This is a genomic window from Aliivibrio sp. S10_S31 (assembly GCF_014694495.1).
In the GTDB taxonomy this organism is placed as follows: Bacteria; Pseudomonadota; Gammaproteobacteria; order Enterobacterales; family Vibrionaceae; genus Aliivibrio; species Aliivibrio fischeri.
This window is the reverse complement of the sequence record NZ_JAAUWR010000026.1, coordinates 1-17,000: the sequence shown is the minus strand read 5'-3', so window position 1 is coordinate 17,000 and position 17,000 is coordinate 1. Positions and strand designations below refer to the sequence as shown.

The 17,000-nt window shown below is 32.9% G+C and carries 15 protein-coding genes; 4 read left to right on the top strand and 11 right to left on the bottom strand.

The features are described 5' to 3' along the window. Positions 1-19 precede the first annotated feature (19 nt). Both HC728_RS17845 and HC728_RS17840 read right to left on the bottom strand, forming a co-directional pair. Positions 20-1,876, bottom strand: a complete 1,857-nt coding sequence (locus HC728_RS17845; RefSeq protein WP_050997531.1) for a methyl-accepting chemotaxis protein — start codon at positions 1,874-1,876, stop codon at positions 20-22. Between the two features lie 118 nt (positions 1,877-1,994). After that, positions 1,995-2,198 carry a hypothetical protein gene (locus HC728_RS17840; RefSeq protein ID WP_026029379.1) on the bottom strand — a complete coding sequence of 68 codons (204 nt, stop codon included), beginning with the start codon at positions 2,196-2,198 and terminating at the stop codon, positions 1,995-1,997. Between the two features lie 311 nt (positions 2,199-2,509). Here HC728_RS17840 and HC728_RS17835 point away from each other — a divergent pair, with 311 nt between their 5' ends. Then, positions 2,510-4,216, top strand: coding sequence for a GGDEF domain-containing protein (locus tag HC728_RS17835; RefSeq protein WP_017019797.1), 1,707 nt, complete (start codon positions 2,510-2,512; stop codon positions 4,214-4,216). 21 nt (positions 4,217-4,237) lie between these two features. Here the strand turns inward: HC728_RS17835 and HC728_RS17830 are convergent, their stop codons facing one another. Further along, positions 4,238-5,326 carry a linear amide C-N hydrolase gene (locus HC728_RS17830; RefSeq protein WP_005422130.1) on the bottom strand — a complete coding sequence of 363 codons (1,089 nt, stop codon included), beginning with the start codon at positions 5,324-5,326 and terminating at the stop codon, positions 4,238-4,240. Positions 5,327-5,412: 86 nt separating this feature from the next. Beyond that, positions 5,413-5,610 (bottom strand): hypothetical protein, encoded by a 198-nt coding sequence (locus HC728_RS17825; protein ID WP_005422129.1) that lies wholly within the window; start codon positions 5,608-5,610, stop codon positions 5,413-5,415. Between the two features lie 224 nt (positions 5,611-5,834). Here HC728_RS17825 and HC728_RS17820 point away from each other — a divergent pair, with 224 nt between their 5' ends. Beyond that, complete coding sequence (locus HC728_RS17820) at positions 5,835-6,956, top strand: winged helix-turn-helix domain-containing protein (RefSeq protein ID WP_065597871.1); 1,122 nt, start codon at positions 5,835-5,837, stop codon at positions 6,954-6,956. A 29-nt stretch (positions 6,957-6,985) separates the two neighbouring features. Here HC728_RS17820 and glpD read toward each other — a convergent pair whose 3' ends face one another. The 4 genes from glpD to HC728_RS17800 all read right to left on the bottom strand — a co-directional run bounded on the left by glpD (position 6,986) and on the right by HC728_RS17800 (position 12,101). Beyond that, complete coding sequence (gene glpD / locus HC728_RS17815; protein WP_005422127.1) at positions 6,986-8,533, bottom strand: glycerol-3-phosphate dehydrogenase; 1,548 nt, start codon at positions 8,531-8,533, stop codon at positions 6,986-6,988. Positions 8,534-8,710: 177 nt separating this feature from the next. Beyond that, positions 8,711-9,478 carry a DeoR/GlpR family transcriptional regulator gene (locus HC728_RS17810; RefSeq protein ID WP_005422126.1) on the bottom strand — a complete coding sequence of 256 codons (768 nt, stop codon included), beginning with the start codon at positions 9,476-9,478 and terminating at the stop codon, positions 8,711-8,713. A gap of 188 nt (positions 9,479-9,666) precedes the next feature. Then, positions 9,667-11,181 (bottom strand): glycerol kinase GlpK, encoded by a 1,515-nt coding sequence (glpK, locus tag HC728_RS17805; RefSeq protein WP_005422118.1) that lies wholly within the window; start codon positions 11,179-11,181, stop codon positions 9,667-9,669. Between the two features lie 65 nt (positions 11,182-11,246). Then, positions 11,247-12,101 (bottom strand): MIP/aquaporin family protein, encoded by an 855-nt coding sequence (locus tag HC728_RS17800; protein ID WP_017019799.1) that lies wholly within the window; start codon positions 12,099-12,101, stop codon positions 11,247-11,249. A 386-nt stretch (positions 12,102-12,487) separates the two neighbouring features. On the opposite strand from HC728_RS17800, the gene HC728_RS17795 reads away from it, so the two are divergent. Together HC728_RS17795 and HC728_RS17790 are read left to right on the top strand one after the other, a co-directional pair. Beyond that, on the top strand, positions 12,488-12,883 hold the full coding sequence (locus HC728_RS17795; protein ID WP_017019800.1) for a hypothetical protein: 396 nt from the start codon (positions 12,488-12,490) through the stop codon (positions 12,881-12,883). An 18-nt stretch (positions 12,884-12,901) separates the two neighbouring features. Next, entirely contained in the window at positions 12,902-15,112 is a 2,211-nt protein-coding gene (locus HC728_RS17790; RefSeq protein ID WP_017019801.1) for an ATP-binding protein, read from the top strand. A gap of 18 nt (positions 15,113-15,130) precedes the next feature. Here HC728_RS17790 and HC728_RS17785 read toward each other — a convergent pair whose 3' ends face one another. The 3 genes from HC728_RS17785 to HC728_RS17775 all read right to left on the bottom strand — a co-directional run. Continuing rightward, positions 15,131-15,526: a hypothetical protein gene (locus HC728_RS17785; RefSeq protein ID WP_233651461.1), complete on the bottom strand. Its 396-nt coding sequence runs from the start codon at positions 15,524-15,526 to the stop codon at positions 15,131-15,133. 1 nt (position 15,527) lies between these two features. Beyond that, positions 15,528-16,163, bottom strand: a complete 636-nt coding sequence (locus HC728_RS17780) for a helix-turn-helix domain-containing protein (protein WP_235630887.1) — start codon at positions 16,161-16,163, stop codon at positions 15,528-15,530. 120 nt (positions 16,164-16,283) lie between these two features. Continuing rightward, positions 16,284-17,000: OmpA family protein (locus tag HC728_RS17775; RefSeq protein ID WP_190395836.1), on the bottom strand; the 717-nt coding region annotated here is incomplete at its 5' end.

The following is a 17,000-nucleotide window of genomic DNA, read 5'->3' as shown; positions in this document are numbered from 1 at the left end:
AGCCTATTGAGTTTATTCATTACACATTAAAAAAAGCTAACTTAGATTTTTGACCTTCAGACAGCTCTGATAAATGATTGCTGGCCTGAGAGCTTTCTTTTATTCCTTCTACATTTTGATTTATGCTCTCACTGATCACATTTACATTTTCGCTTATCGAAGAAATTGCTCTGTTCTGCTCATTCGCAGCAGCTGCCATTTCCGAATTCGTTAATGTTATCTCTTCTATTGCATCAGAGATATCACCTAGCTTCTGATTGGTCTCTTCACTCATTCGTGTTGTTTCATGAATGATCTGAATTGACTCATCAACAGACTGAACTACATCAACAGATTTTTGCTGTAAATTATCAATAATTTCTTGAATATTTTGTGTTGATTGCTGAGTTTTGGCAGCTAAGACTCGTACCTCATCAGCAACGACAGCGAACCCTCGCCCACTCTCACCAGCTCTTGCCGCTTCAATTGCAGCATTTAGTGCTAATAAATTCGTTTGTTCCGAGATAGATTCAATAACAGTAATAACTTCACTGATTTTATCGGTTTGAACTTTTAAATTAGTCACTTCTTCTGAGGTCAAATCCATTTGCTGTACAAGAGAACTACTCAAGTTAGCACTTTCATTCGCACTTTTGGACCCTTCTACCGTCAACGATAAAACATGTCTTGCTCGCTCATCAGCTTGCGAAGCAGAAGCATCAACTTGCGCAGAAGACGCGGATAATTCAGTTACTGCTGCCGCAATTAGTTCTACCTGTGATTTTTGATCACTGGCATTAGCTTCACTCTGCACCATTACTGCCGCTAATTCTGTTGAAGCTGATGACACCTCATCTCCAACGTTCCTTAAATCATTAATTAAACTTTTTAAGTGAGCAACCGTATCGTCTGTGTTAACACATAACTGACCAACTTCATTCGAACCTTCCAGCCTAGTTAAATAAGTCAAATCTCCAGAAGCAATCAGTTTCATTTGCCCCTGTATTTCGAGGATTGGCTTAGCGATAATTTTTGCAGTCAACCAACCAATACCAATAGACAATGTTGCTACAGCTATTAAGAATAAAAGCATAAAGGACTTACTTTCATCAATTTGCTTAGTCGCATCAAGACTCAAGTGATGTGTTTTATTCATAATTTCGGTTAATAGACCAGATAAGATCGAATCCGCTTTAGTACCAACATCAACCAATTCACTATTATTAATATTAATTAAATGTCCTTGCTTCCATAAAACATCATTAACTGCATAATAATCTTTGAACCCTTTTAGTAAAACTTCTTTGGCTTTAATGTTTTTGATCTTATTCGTTTCTTCAAATATTTTTTTAAAACGGAGATTCAATTCATTTTTAAAAGCTGAGTTTAAATCTAACGAATAAACAGATGACATTCTAACAACAACGATCGCGGTTGATGCATATAATTCTTGTCTAATTTTATTCCATTCTTTTCTTTCAAACTCATCTGTAGTGCTTGCTAAAATAATACGGTTAGCTTCATTAATATAATCAGTTATCCAAGGTAAATCAGACCATGCTTTATCCATATCTTTATAAAGATTAATGTTATCAGAAAGGTTCTCACCATATATACCAAGTAATCGACTTACTTCATTCATTTTATTTATGAAATCGTCTGAAGATGACAATTTACTGCTTGAAGCCCTAACTTCATTAAATAAAACAGAAACCATTTTATCGGTTTCCTCAAACTTAGAATAAGAAAGAGACAGCTCATCAGGAATACCTATTGAGCGACTCACAGCAATTCTTAAGTGTAACAGTTTTTCTTGTGCTTCTGTTAATTGAGTACTGTCTGATGAGTTGTAATCCATTGATATTGAATTATTTCCAAGTCTGTCATAACTGTTCATTATAACCATTGATAAAATGGCAGTAAGAGATACAGCTATGACTACAGGCAACAGTACTTGGTACCTAACTTTAAGATTCATAAAAATGCGTTGAAAGTATTCCACGAGTTATCCTTTGTTAACGACGATTGTCCATTTGACTTGGAAATGAATGAGCAAAAATAATTTTTACGTCTAGCAATGTTTCAATAAAAAAAATCTCTTCAGAGCTCAAAACAGAACGCATCGATACATCACATTCAACTTGTTCTTTGCCTTTTAAAGTTTGTTTTTTAACTATGACGTTTTGTTCATACATATTTTTGTTAACTACCATTTCCATTTATATTTTTAAAAGTTAAGTCTACATGACTAAATTGTTAGTAAGGAGTGGGCGGCAACATAAAAAAAGAGGTAAATAACTACATATCAACTACTTAACGCCCTTTAATTTAAAATATTTTAGATTAATTTACTCATAACATTATATTCATAATCACCATCTTAGATGGGTAATTAAAATATGGATTTTCAAATACATATATAATCAATTTATAAATGTGATCAATGTCTTGATTTGTACTAAAAATATTCAAAGGCAATATAAATAAAGCGTGCTACATTAGCGACAATTTTTCTAGTAAAATAATAACGATGATTATGAATAAATATTTCATTTATCAGCCTAACTTCTTTGAAGGTTCTATTGTTTCTTACGAAGCATTAATTAGATTTAAAAACTCAACGATTCTTCCAAATGAATTCATTGAATCACTTGAAGATAAAACGTCTTTTGATAAAGAGGTTGTTTCGCATGTCGTATCAGACAAATTAACGTTAAAAAACAACGAAAGCATTCATATTTCGATAAATGTATTCGCTAAAAGCCTGGAATCAAATGAGTTTATTGAACATTGCGAACAAATATTTTCTCAACACCAAGGATTTACTCTAGAACTTAACTTCAAAAACCAAGACTATGAGTTAGAGAAAATAAAGCAAAATATGACACGATTGAAGGCATTAGGCGTACTTTTTACTCTTGATGACTATGGAACAGAATGTAAGCATTCTGACCCATTACTAGACCTCAATTTTGATTATATAAAAATTGATCGTTCTCTTATTAGTACGATTAGTGATGACTATTTATCATTTTGCTTTTTACGCTCTTTATATCATAAATTACATAAATTTCTCGGTTATAAAGTAGCGATAAAAGGCATTGAAAGCATAAACCAGTTAAACTTAATTAATTCCTTTGGTTCTGTGATATCTCAAGGTTATCATTTATCGTATCCCTTAGAACTAAATGAACTTAATTCACGACATAAAGAAAAAAGTAATCGTTCATTAGACAGTGATAATAAATACAATGAACCTATTGATCGTTTTATTTATAATATAAATATTGCTAGAAATAATACTGAACTCACTGTCGCCCTTAGCAACCTAAAACGTCAAGATCCATTTAATTTACTTGGTATTGATTATAATAACTTTAATTTAAATGCGTTAAATTTAAAATATCAAGAACTACTTGATGGTATTAAAAGCCCATCAATTCTTTTTACAACAAATTTAATGAAACATTGTAATTGTCTTTTCATTTTACGAGATGAACATGGGGTTGCAATCTATAATAATCAAAAACATATCGACTACCTTGGATGTAGCTTAGTCGGAATGCCAGTTGACGAAGTGTTGGCCAGATATCCTGACTATCAGACCTGCTTGCAACTTGATCAACAATTATTAAACAAAAGCTCAGATATTCTGATTTCCAATGAAACGGTAGAAGTCGGAAGTTGTACGCAATACTTTCATACTTATAGACAGAAAATTAAATACTTTGATAAAACTTTCATTATGACTTTCGTCTACGAAGATGATCAAGAAGGAAATGCTGCGATAGACCCATTAACAGGCTGTTTTACAAAGATAAAGTTAGAACACATAGATACAAATTTGTATAACACCATGGCGTTTATTGATTTGGACGGTTTTAAAAACATTAATGACGAGCTAGGGCATCAGTGTGGTGATCTACAACTCAAAGAAGGTGCACGCTTAATTAATAAATATTTAAGAAAAGAAGATTTATTAATCCGTTTTGGTGGTGATGAATTTATTCTATGTTTTGATTCAACCTCAACAATGAACATAAGCAAAAAATTAGCCGCTATACGAACGAGTTTTGAAGAACATTTTCAACAAAAAGGTTTAGATTTATCCTTCTCTTTTGGTGTCTCTTCAATAGAACACGACGTAAAAAGTGCATTAGAGCAAGCTGATAAAGCAATGTACATTAACAAGCGGAAACGCAAGAAGTCGAAGAAAAATAAGCTTCACCCGGCATGAAGCTTATTTTTATTTAATAAATTACAATCCACCGGTCACATCAATCACATGAAAACGCCCAGAATCGAGTGGGCGTTTCACCTCTTCTTTCTCATTAAAGTCTATTTTAGTTAAATCTACTTTCTTAATAGTACTATCTCGCATTGTTTTATAAAAAAATGCGCCATTGGTTTGATCAATTACCGAAGTCCACTGAGTTGCGCTAGGTAAATCAGGAATATGTTCTTTAGCGCTAAACTCACTACCAATTGGAATATCAAAATTATTCAAAATATGAAACGCTTGCGATACCGCTTGCTTTTCTGTTTTCATAATAGGTGCAGAATTAACATAAAATGCAGCACGTACAAATCGAGATGGTGGTGTAATATCCCCAGGAAGACCTAAGAAACTTGAACCAACACCAAATGAAAAGGCATTCACATCATTGATTTTCTGCCCTTGGCTTGCTCCTGGAACTAAATGAATATAATTATTAAGATTAGTCACTTGCCATTGGTAATCAGGTGCATTAGTTAATACCTTTGCCGTATTCTTATGAACATTCACTTCACCATTGTTCATTATTTCAATAACGATATTATTCCCTTGTTTATCAGCAACTCGCCAATGTGCCGTCGGTGATGGAGTACCTTTCGCGTCAATATACACTGGAACAATTTTAATTTTATTAATCGCTTGTTCGACTTCTGCTACTGTTTTAAATTGAGATAACATCCAACGGTTAAAATCCATATCTGTAATGGTTCTTTTAGTATCATTGGGGTCATACTTCTCTAGCGAGCCGTAATTCTTAAAATAAAACAGCCCAGCAGTTAACCCTTCTTCGTTAACACCATCTGCAATAAATCGGTCATCACTTACTGAAATACCGACAAATCCATATTTAGAATTCCATTTCAATCCATTTTTTTGATCTGGCATCGTTGAGACGTAAGCATGGTTACGCGGAGAGATAATAAGCTTACTATTAAGATCATTTTGTCCCCACTCAATCGTCCTCGCTTGAATATAATCATGCTCAGTTGTTGAAAGAGAAATACCAGTACAAGCACTGGCTGAATAGGCAACACAGGAAGCAACAAGCATAGAGAGAATTTTTATTTTCATTTTGAGATCTCACTGTTAATGGTTGCTTGATATTACTCCTATCAAATCAGTTTCCAAGTATTTATTAGTTAGTGTGTAAATTTATCTTAGAAGTAACCATCTTTGACTAATTTGGTCACGGACAAACCATTACCACTTTTATCTTTTAACCGTTTTTCCATCCATTTAAAATCACTTAACTCGACGATAAAGGTACAGTGAACAAAACATGAGGTAACTAAATTATTTTCACAAAGATCCATAAATGATTGCATTGAGTTACATATAAGAGTGATTCTTTCCATATAAATATCCTTATAATATATATCGATTAAATAAGAAACAGAATTCCATCCTCTCATAACTGCGACATCGTTAGAAATAAAAAAAGCAAAAAAAATAAAAACAAATAAATTACTTAAATAGAATCCTACATAATCAAATTAATCTAAAAATAATCCCCAATAATCATAGACATTTTAAATATCATATTTGAGAATCATAGGTCATTTAGAATATAGGGGTTACAATGTCTAATAAAATTAAATTTCATAATTTCACATTACTGATAAATGAAAAAAAGATCATCACAAAAAGTAATAAGGAAATAAAATTAAACTCAGTAGAACGAAATATTCTATCTTTACTGATACAAAATCCTACCGTTATCTTTACTAAAGAGGAGATTCATAACCACTCATGGTGTAAAGAAATTAAATGTCATTCATCAGTCGTTCCGCAAGCTATCTCCTTACTACGCAAGAAGTTAAGTATGCATGGCTTAGAACCAATTGAAACCGTAAAAGGTAAAGGGTACAAAGCGGCGCATCTCGTTCAAGATCAAAGTATGGGAATGTATTCTGCTTTGGTTTTATTTTTAAGCATAATATCTATATTAATATTAGAATACCCAGTTTCTAATTTAGGAAATGAGAAACTGACATCATTTAAATTCAAAAAAATAAACAATAATATAGTAACTACATCTGCATCAAATAAATTCGATACTAGCAAGTTGAAATTAGAAGATAATGTTAAATATTTTATAAATAATCAAAATAATTTCATCTCGATTTCAGCATGTAAGCTTAAAAATAATATATGTACTAACGTTTATAATGCCATTTATTTTAAAAAAGAATCAACACCGATTAAGATGGCAGATTTAATATCTAATGTTAAATTTGATGATGATATGGATTTATTATTAGGGAAAAAAGATAAATTAACTTCGTTATCAGCAGAAATACAATTAAGATCGTTAAATAACAAAAAATATAATGGAGAGTTATTTATAAACTTTGACTTAGAAAAAACAAACAACAATGCTTATTTTTCAAAAAAGACAACTTATATCAAAGAGTCTGGCTATTCTGGAGGGTTTGGCTATGCCTCAGTCAACAAAATAACCCCAATAAAGAATAAAAATCATCATAAATATTTAATAAAAAAAATTGATGACGATAATCTGCTTTCACTACGATTTCAATTTGGTATGGTAAAGAATAGCAAAATGACTTATGCATACAATCTGCTATCAGGCCCTAGAGAAAAACAGTCTTATAGTTATTCATACCCGATATCTAAAAACATAAGTTATTATTTTAATGATGAGATGAACATTTCATACATTGCTTATAAGCATACATAAAAAAAGCAGCCAATCATGGCTGCTTTCGTTTATATCACATGTTGAAGTTTTACTTTATGTCTATGACTTAAATAACTTTCGATATATAACGCTATTTGTTTTTCTTCTTCTTCTGTCAAATATAGACCAAGCTTAGTTCTTCTCCATAGAACATCTTCTGCGTTCTGAGCAAATTCATGTTTAATTAAATAATCAATTTCTGCTTGATAAACACCTTGAGCAAACAACTCTCCCATATCAGATTGACACTCAATGCCCTCTAATAAAGTCCAGGTTAATGTTCCAAATTGATTAACATAACGTGCCACTGTTTCTTTAGCTAACCATTGATGTTTACTACAGATATTATCGACCAGTTGATGTCGAGGATAATCAAAATCACCACCAGGTAATGCAACATTTCTGGTCCATGGCGTCCCCATTTTAGTAAAATATGGGTTCAACATTTTCATCGCCGTTTCACCTAACTTACGATAGGTCGTTAATTTGCCACCAAAAATGGAGAGTAATGGAGCTTGATCTAACTCTTGCTCTAATTCTAACGTATAATCTCGGGTAATCGCTTGAGGTGAATCGGATTCATCATCGCATAGTGGACGTACGCCACTATAAGTCCAAACAACATCATCACGTTTTATTTGATCAACAAAGTGTTGGTTAACAACATCAATAAGATAGTTAACTTCTTCTTCAGAAATTTCTACTTTTCTTGGGTCACCTTTATATTCAACATCGGTAGTACCAATAATTGAAAAATCTTCCATATAAGGAATAACAAACACAATGCGATTATCTTTATTTTGTAAAATATACGCTTGTTCTTCATTGTGAATTTTAGGCACCACAATATGCGAGCCTTTTACTAAGCGAATATTGCGAGGAGACTCGTCTTCTAAACTGTCATCAAAGAACTGTTTTACCCATGGTCCAGCAGCATTAACCAATGCCTTAGCTTTACGTTCAAAACGAACATTCGCTTGCACATCAAAAACCGTTACATGCCAAATATTATCAACACGAATCGCCTTTTCTACTCGGCAATAGTTTTTAACTTCAGCTCCATTTTTTTCTGCAGCCATCGCATTTAAAATAACTAAACGAGCATCATCTACCCAACAATCCGAATATTCAAAACCTTTTGTTATTTCACTTTTAAGTAAACCGGATACAGCAAGATCAACTGAATGGCTAGCAGGAAGTGTTGTTCGTTTACCCAAATTATCGTAAAGGAAAAGGCCAGCACGGATCATCCATGCAGGGCGTAAAAATGGACGATGGGGTAAACGAAAACGCATTGGTTTTGCAATGTGTGGTGCTTTAGCCAATAACACTTCACGTTCGGCTAATGCTTCAGAAACTAAGCGAAACTCATAATGTTCTAAATATCGTAAGCCTCCATGAATGAGTTTTGAGCTAGCTGATGAAGTTGCAGAAGCAAAATCAGATGCTTCATATAAACCTACGGTTAGCCCTCGGCCAGCAGCATCTGCAGCAATACCTGCGCCATTAATACCGCCACCAACAACAATGACGTCTAAAACTGAATCGGCTATATGAGTTTGATTTTCATTATTCATAGTCTGACCTTTACACAAAATGAGCGAACGAACATGATTTACGATAAAAACACGATAACTTAACTTTCGTTTATAGTCACTTTATATTTTCGAATTCGAACATTTACTGTGATACAGATATAAAAAATCCCTGATCTCAATCAAGAACAGGGATCGTTTATCGGTCAAAAATGAGAGCTACTTTGAAATTACTTCATAAGGGATCTCATTATCTTTTAGGATAGTTACAATTTCTTCTGGTGGCTCTTGATCGGTGATAATCATATGCAATTCAGTAATGCTACCTAAATTAACCATAGCATTACGACCAAATTTCGTATGATCCACAGCAAGATAAACACTACGACTGTTTTCAATAATTGCTTTCTTTACTCGCACTTCATGATAATCAAAATCCAGTAGTGAACCATCATAATCAATACCACTGATCCCCAAAATACCAAAATCTAAACGGAATTGTTTAATAAAATCTAATGTTGCTTCACCAACAATTCCACCATCACGATTACGAACTTCTCCACCAGCTAAAATCACTTTAAAGTCTGGATTTGCCATTAAAATCATAGCAACATTGATATTGTTAGTAACAACACGTAGGTCTTTGTGATTCTTTACTAAGGCTTTAGCTACGGATTCAGGCGTGGTTCCGATATCAATAAACAGTGTTGCACCATCAGGAATATGCTTTGCTAATGCCTCTGCAATGGTGTCTTTTTCATTTAATTGCATTACCTTACGTGTTGTATAGGCTGTATTAACTGAACTAAGAGGAATGGTTGCCCCACCATGGTGACGACGAATTTTATTTTCATCGGCTAATTCATTCAAATCACGACGGATGGTTTGTGGGCTAACTTTAAATTGCTCAACTAAATCTTCAGTACTGACGTATCCGTGTTGCTGTACTAAGTTTACGATTTCTTGATGTCTTGATAATTGCTTCACGAATTACTCCCCTAATTACGAACAATCAACAACTTAATATTTTACTCAATAAAGTGTACAAAGAAGCGAATAAAATTGGAAATAATTGCGATGAATATGCGTGATATATATCAATTAAAGTTCGGAAAAGAAAAAAGGAGCACTATATATATGCTCCTTTTGTATGATTATTCATCAAAGTAGATTAATTACTCTTCATCATGCAACTCTGCCCATGATTGTGCACATTTTACTGCGCGTTTCCAACCACGGTAACGTTGATTACGCTTTTCTTCATCATGATGTGGTTCAAACGAACGGTCAATGACAGCTTTATCTGCTAACTCATCAAGACCATTCCAAAAGCCAACGGCTAAACCAGCAAGGTATGCAGCACCAAGAGCCGTTACTTCAGTAACTTTTGGACGATGCACCGCAACATCTAAAACATCCGATTGGAATTGCATTAAGAAATTATTCGCTACCGCACCACCATCAACACGAAGTGCAGATAATTTAATACCAGAATCCGCCTGCATAGCATCAATTACATCACGAGTTTGATAAGCAATACTTTCAAGCGTTGCACGAATAATATGGTTAGAACCACAACCACGAGTTAAACCCACAATTGTACCGCGAGCATAAGCATCCCAATATGGTGCGCCAAGACCAGTAAAAGCTGGAACAACATATACACCATTAGAGGTGTCTACTTTGGTCGCAAAGTACTCTGAATCTTTAGCATCCGCCAACAGTTTCATTTCATCACGTAACCATTGGATAGAAGCCCCCCCCATAAACACTGCACCTTCAAGAGCATAAGATGCTTCACCTCTAGGACCACAAGCCAATGTAGTTAGTAGGCCATTACGAGAGGTTACTTTTTCTTTTCCTGTATTCATTAACAAGAAGCAGCCTGTCCCATAAGTATTTTTTGCTTGGCCTTGTTCAACACACATTTGCCCGTAAAGTGCTGCTTGCTGATCACCTGCAATGCCTGCAATAGGAATACGTGTTCCACCTTTACCACCGATGTTTGTTTCACCATATACTTCTGATGATGATTTCACTTCAGGCATCATTGAAAGTGGAATATCTAACTCTTTTAGCAGTTTTTCATCCCATTGAAGTGTATTGATATTAAACACCATAGTACGCGATGCATTGGTATAATCGGTTACGTGGACACGCCCTTGTGTCATCTTCCACACAAGCCATGTATCAACAGTACCAAATAACAACTTACCAGCTTCTGCATCTTCACGTGCTCCCTCTACATTATCTAGAATCCATTTAATTTTGGTTCCAGAGAAGTATGGGTCTACAACAAGACCGGTATTTTCACGGATGTATTCTTCTAATCCTGCTTCTTTTAATTTTTCACACGTATCAGCGGTACGGCGACATTGCCAAACAATGGCATTATAAACAGGCTTACCGGTCTCTTTATTCCAAACAATCGTTGTTTCACGCTGATTGGTAATACCTATACCTGCAATTTGATCGCTGCGAATCCCAGCTTTTGCTAACGTTTCAACAAGTGTAGAGCTTTGTGTTGCGTAGATTTCTAGTGGATCATGCTCAACCCATCCAGCTTCTGGATAAATCTGAGTAAATTCACGCTGAGAAACACTGACAATATTGGCATCGTGGTCAAGAATGACAGCACGAGAACTCGTAGTACCCTGGTCAAGTGCAACAATGTATTTTTGCTCAGTCATGATGAGTTTCCTTTATTATATTTAATTGTAGGGTGTTATTTGTTAGATATTATTTATTCTAATAATTATGCTTCAGCCGTTTTATTATCTTCATCTTTATCACATTGATTCGGAATCGTACAACCTTGCCCTGCCGTAGGTAGATAAGCACCAATCATTTTTGGGTATGCCCAACCACCAAAACATGCACCAGCAATAGGAGCTAAGATTGGAATAATAAAGTACGGAATTTCTTTCGCCCCAGTTAAGGCATAATCCCATCCAGCTAGATATGCAAATAATTTTGGTCCGAAATCACGAGCAGGGTTCATTGCAAAACCCGTTAGCGGCCCAAGCGAACCACCAATAACAGCGATTAAAATACCAATAAGTAATGGGTTCATTGGTCCACGAGAAGCACCATTATGCTCATCTCCTAGTGCCAAAATTCCAAACATAAGCACAGCAGTAATTACAAATTCAACAGCAAAAGCACCAAGTATCGACAAAGAGGGATGAGGATAAGTTGAGAAGATACCTGCAGTGGATAATGCGGCTTCACTGCTTCTTAGGAAACCATTTGCGATTTCATAATCCGCAAATAAATTACTGTATAGAGAGTAAACTAATGCTGCAGAGCAAAAAGCACCAAGCATTTGTGAGACGATATAAGGAAGAACTTTCGCTTTATCAAAACCATGAAAAGCAGCAAGTGCAATAGTAACTGCTGGGTTGATATGAGCACCTGATACCCCAGCAGTACAATAAATAGCGATGGCAACACCAAAGCCCCATATAATACTGACTTCCCATTGACCAAATTCAGCTCCAGTTAACACTAAAGCGGCAACACAGCCAACCCCAAAAAAGATCAGTAACCCTGTTCCAATGAACTCTGCAAGGCATTCACCAAACAAGGTATGTTGTTTGTTTTGTCTCATGATTGATTCCTTTATGCGTTTTATTCGTTATATGTAGGTACAGCATTCACGTTAAGCACCAAGAAATGTACTCTTATTATTAATATTTAAAATATCAACACAATCAAAATGAGCGTTCGAGCACAGAAAGCACGTGTCAGAATTCTAAAAAGAAGATCTAAAGCATAAAACAAGCAAACGAACAGGTCTGACCAACTTGCGCAGCAAGATTATTTGAAACATTGCCACAAAAAACGAAAGTTATACATTCGTTATCGAAAGGAGAAAAACAAGATAAATGATCTTTAGGCAGAAATTTAAAAGGCTAAGTTGAATATGCTATCAATACCAATCTAAATAACTATTAGTATGGTGAACTGAAATCCATCATTTTTTGAGCCATAGTTATGAACATATTAATAGTAAGTAATTACTTTCTTATCAAAGATGTAGCAAATAAAGTACTGAGTGAACTAAATGATGTACATGATACTAAGACAATGACAGTCGCAAATTTTCATAAACTCACAGAAAAAGACATGCATAAGATACCTGTACCCGATCTTGTTGTTTATGATTTAGACAGTGAAAAATACACAATTGAAGATAAAATGAAACTTTTAAGTGAAAAATCGTTTAATCCTTTCACTGCTGCGCAAAATGTCATTTTAATGGGGTCGTTCGAGAAACTATTAGAGATGAAACAATACAATTTTCCTAAGCAAACTATATTAGAAAAGCCTTTTTCGATAAAAACGTTAAAAAATACAGTAAAGAAAAATATTACCCTATACCATAATTAAGAAAAGAAAGGACAACTAATGCTTTTGAAAAACAAATTCTTTGTTGCTCTTGCTGGTACCATTATTGCCTATTCCGTCTTCATTTCGTTTACGTCGTATAAGATAATCACTTCAAATCAAGAAGAAATAAAAACAATTGCTGCAAATGCGGAAAATAAGTACTTACATCAAAGTGCTTTGCATTATTCACTTGATGTAAGCAATTCATTAAACCGCAAAATGATTGAGATTAAAAACATCTCCAAAAGATACGTTGAATTAATCAAAAACATTCGCTCGATTAAATCAAGAGATATCTTAGACACTGCTGTACAAGAGCTAAAAAAGTATTCTACTAATGTAACCATCAGTGATGTAAAGATCAGATACACTACCGATGAAACACACGTTACTCAGCAGTATAAAATTAATGAAAGTACATATTTAATTTTTCAAACAGACGTAACCGAACTGCTCAATAAATTAAAGAATAAAGACTATTACTCTGACTTCGTTACAATAATAGTAGATAAAAACATGAATGTCGTAACAGACAATTCAGATAGCAAACAATACTTATCTCTTTATAAACAAAAACTTAAGGACATTACAAAACTAGATGAAATTTCTTATGACCTAATGATAGCAATGAGAAAAATCGAAAAAAAGGAAACATGGGATTCAGAAATAAAAATAAACGGCGAAGACCATATTATTGCAATTCAACCCGTAAAAGACCTCCCATGGAGCATAGTTACCCTTATAAAGAAAAAACTATCGATCAATTATGACCAAGATCTAACGAATAAAATTGATAATAACTACATCCTTTTTAGTAATAAATTATTTAACACAATAATATTTATTACCTTATTCACTCTTATAACATCAATTTTAATCACTTATTATGTAAAAGGTCCACTAATTTTATTTAGTGAATGGATCAAAGAGATTCAAAGAGGTAACTATGAATACAATAATCCTTTATTATATAGGAAAGATGAATTAGGAACCTTAGCAAGAAATGTGTCTTTGATGGCTCAAGATATCTCAATTTTAGTCAATAACTTAGAAAGTAAAATAACTGAAAGAACGAAACTTCTTCAACAATCAAAAGAACAAGCAGAAAAAGCTAATATCAATAAATCAAAATTTATAGCTAATATATCACATGAATTAAGAACACCTTTAAATGCAGTATTAGGTCTAAGTTTATATCTTATTGAAAAAGAAGAAAATAGTGAGAAAAAGAAGACATTAGAGACATTAAATAAAGCCGGTCAAGGTTTATTAGAAATGGTAAATGACATTCTAGATTTAAGTAAAATTGAAGCCGACAAAATCATTGCCCACAATAAACCAAACTCGATTGACAATATCATTTCGGATATTATTGATATTACACAATTTCAATCAAAATCAAAGAACATCCAAATTCAATACAAAAAAACGGAATTTCATCATTTAAATATAGATAAAAAATATATAAATAAGATAATAATGAATATCTTAAGTAATGCCATTAAGTTTACTGAAGACGGAGGGAAAATAGATATTGATGTTAAGTATGAAAATTCAACACCCACAACAACCGATCTTATCATGGTATTTACAGATAATGGCCGAGGAATTGAAGAAAAAGATTTAGAACGTATATTCAATCCATTTGAACAACTCTATGATAAAGACAGAGAATATGGTACTGGTCTTGGCTTGTTTATTACTAAAAAAATAATAGAAGATATGAATGGCAATATCTCAATTAAAAGTAAAGTTGGAATAGGAACATCTATTTGCATTAAATTAAAAGATATTGAAATCATCAAATCTAAATTGATCGAACAATACCATACAATGCGTCGAAATGTGACTAAGTTTACAGGAACAAAAAGAATTGCAATTATTGATGATATTGAGTTCAATCGCGAAGTACTAAAAAAGAAAGTTGAAGATTATGGATTTGAAATCATCGAGGCAATACATGGTCAAGACATGCTAGAGAAACTTGAATCAGCAACAGATTTACCTGATATTATTTTTACTGATATCAAAATGCCAATTATGGATGGCATAGAACTGACCAAACACATCAAGTCATCAGAACGAACACATCATATACCTGTCATAGCAATTACGGCGCATGGTATGGTTCATGAAGAGCTTGAGATTAAAAAACATTGTGACGGTTATCTTGCAAAACCAATTGAAAATAAAGAGTTAGACTCAATAATAACAAAAATTTTTAAATAGGCTCACTTGAGCCTATTTTTATTTTATTTTGTTTAAAAATAAATAAGTATTATTATTTTCTAAAAATAGTCCATTATCATCTTGATAAAATGCAATCATTGACAAATTGCTAAAAAAACCATCACAAGTTAAAAAATTTGATTCATTTGAATATAATTCTGAACTTAACAAAACATACTTATTATCTTTTATATGATTTAAAGAAAATAAACACATATGACTTGAAAAATCGTTCAAACCATAGATTGCTTTATTCACGATGATTTTTTTATAATCAATAATAGTAACCCTATATTTACATTTATCTCCAGACAATTCAGTTAATGTACCTACATAGTTTTCTTTAACCTCTTTTGTTATTAGGAATAATCCAGCAATAAAAAAAATGGTTAATATAAGAGAATTATTAACCATTTCACTTTTCTGTATAAACAACTTTTTCATCAAAAGTAGATAGTACATAGCTCTTACTCTTTGAAAAATTTTCCTTAATCATTGAACAATCCAATTTAGTTGTTGATAATATAATATTATCATCAGAGCAACTTAACTTAACAAAATTATCACTCATTGTTTTAAATTTAGGGAAAAACACAGTTCTATTTACTACATAAATAGAAATCATTACTGAAATTAGTAATAATAAAACAATTTCTTTATTAAACACTTTATTATTGAAGTCGAATATAAAGGTATTGACCTCTTTTTCTGATTTTATTTCACTAGATTTAAACCAGTTATCTACAAATGTATAATTTTGATTAATTTCTATTGAGTAGCCTTCTCCTCTTTGTGATTTTATTTTAAATACATGTTCCAATGGCTTTAAATGTCGCCTTGTCTTAGATATTAATTGTATTAAGTTTGAGTTGTCTTTTTTATCATCATTCCATATTCTACTTATTAAATCATCATTTGTTTGATTTACTCCTGGTAACTCTAATAAACAAATAAAGAGCTTGAATTCATATTTAGTTAAATACACATTCAAACTCATGTTATCTGTCAGCAATCTCTCTTTCTTGTTTACATATACATCTATATTATTCACAACAAACTATTAATTTTAGATAAAACAAAACAGAATAGAGCAACAATAAAACTATAGAATATTACATTCTAAAATTTCATTATTACTCTATTCTGAGCCAAAAAATTAAATTTAAATTAATTAAATTTTCTCAATTTCTACTCGTCGGTTCTTCTCTCGTCCATTTGCAGTTTTATTTGTTTTAATAGGCTCTCGCTCACCTTTAGTAACCACAGAAAACTGATTAGGTTCAGCTCCTTGTTGGACTAAGTATTGATACACAATATTCGCTCTTTTTAAACCCAGGTCGTAGTTATAGGTACTGCTGCCTTTTGAATCAGTATGACCTTCAACTTTAAATTTAATGTCTTTCTCGCCCATTTTGGAGTAAAGCTTATCAAGCACATACTCTGAGCGCTGAGTTAATGTTGATTTATCAAAGTTAAAATACACACGAGCTAATACTGCATTTTTATTTACTAATGCATCAGATGTATTACTGATTAAAAATTCGGAACACGTTGATTCAACATCTATGCTGTCAAGCTCACGATTAACAAATGCACCTTTAGGTTCAATAGGTTCAAGGTGTTGAATTTGATAGAAGCCTCCCTCATTAAGTGAAAGTCTTTTTCCTTCAGCCACATTCACTTCTTTTTGGTACTCTTTATTTACTGAACCACAGTAAATTAAAACCGATTGTTCTGATTTTTTTATATCTTCCACTTTCTCATTAGCATTAGCATTAGCATTAGCATTAGCATTAGCATTAGCATTAGCATTAGCATTAGCATTAGCATTAGCATTAGCATTAGCATTAGCATTAGCATTAGCATTAGCATTAGCATTAGCATTAGC

Excerpts from the sequence above, each read along its gene's own strand:
- HC728_RS17845 (WP_050997531.1), bottom strand. The coding sequence starts at position 1,876 with ATGAACAGTTATGACAGACTTGGAAATAATTCAATATCAATGGATTAC.
- HC728_RS17840 (WP_026029379.1), bottom strand. The coding sequence starts at position 2,198 with ATGGAAATGGTAGTTAACAAAAATATGTATGAACAAAACGTCATAGTT.
- HC728_RS17835 (WP_017019797.1), top strand. The coding sequence starts at position 2,510 with ATGATTATGAATAAATATTTCATTTATCAGCCTAACTTCTTTGAAGGT.
- HC728_RS17830 (WP_005422130.1), bottom strand. The coding sequence starts at position 5,326 with ATGAAAATAAAAATTCTCTCTATGCTTGTTGCTTCCTGTGTTGCCTAT.
- HC728_RS17825 (WP_005422129.1), bottom strand. The coding sequence starts at position 5,610 with ATGGAAAGAATCACTCTTATATGTAACTCAATGCAATCATTTATGGAT.
- HC728_RS17820 (WP_065597871.1), top strand. The coding sequence starts at position 5,835 with ATGTCTAATAAAATTAAATTTCATAATTTCACATTACTGATAAATGAA.
- glpD (WP_005422127.1), bottom strand. The coding sequence starts at position 8,533 with ATGAATAATGAAAATCAAACTCATATAGCCGATTCAGTTTTAGACGTC.
- glpK (WP_005422118.1), bottom strand. The coding sequence starts at position 11,181 with ATGACTGAGCAAAAATACATTGTTGCACTTGACCAGGGTACTACGAGT.
- HC728_RS17800 (WP_017019799.1), bottom strand. The coding sequence starts at position 12,101 with ATGAGACAAAACAAACAACATACCTTGTTTGGTGAATGCCTTGCAGAG.
- HC728_RS17795 (WP_017019800.1), top strand. The coding sequence starts at position 12,488 with ATGAACATATTAATAGTAAGTAATTACTTTCTTATCAAAGATGTAGCA.
- HC728_RS17790 (WP_017019801.1), top strand. The coding sequence starts at position 12,902 with ATGCTTTTGAAAAACAAATTCTTTGTTGCTCTTGCTGGTACCATTATT.
- HC728_RS17785 (WP_233651461.1), bottom strand. The coding sequence starts at position 15,526 with ATGGTTAATAATTCTCTTATATTAACCATTTTTTTTATTGCTGGATTA.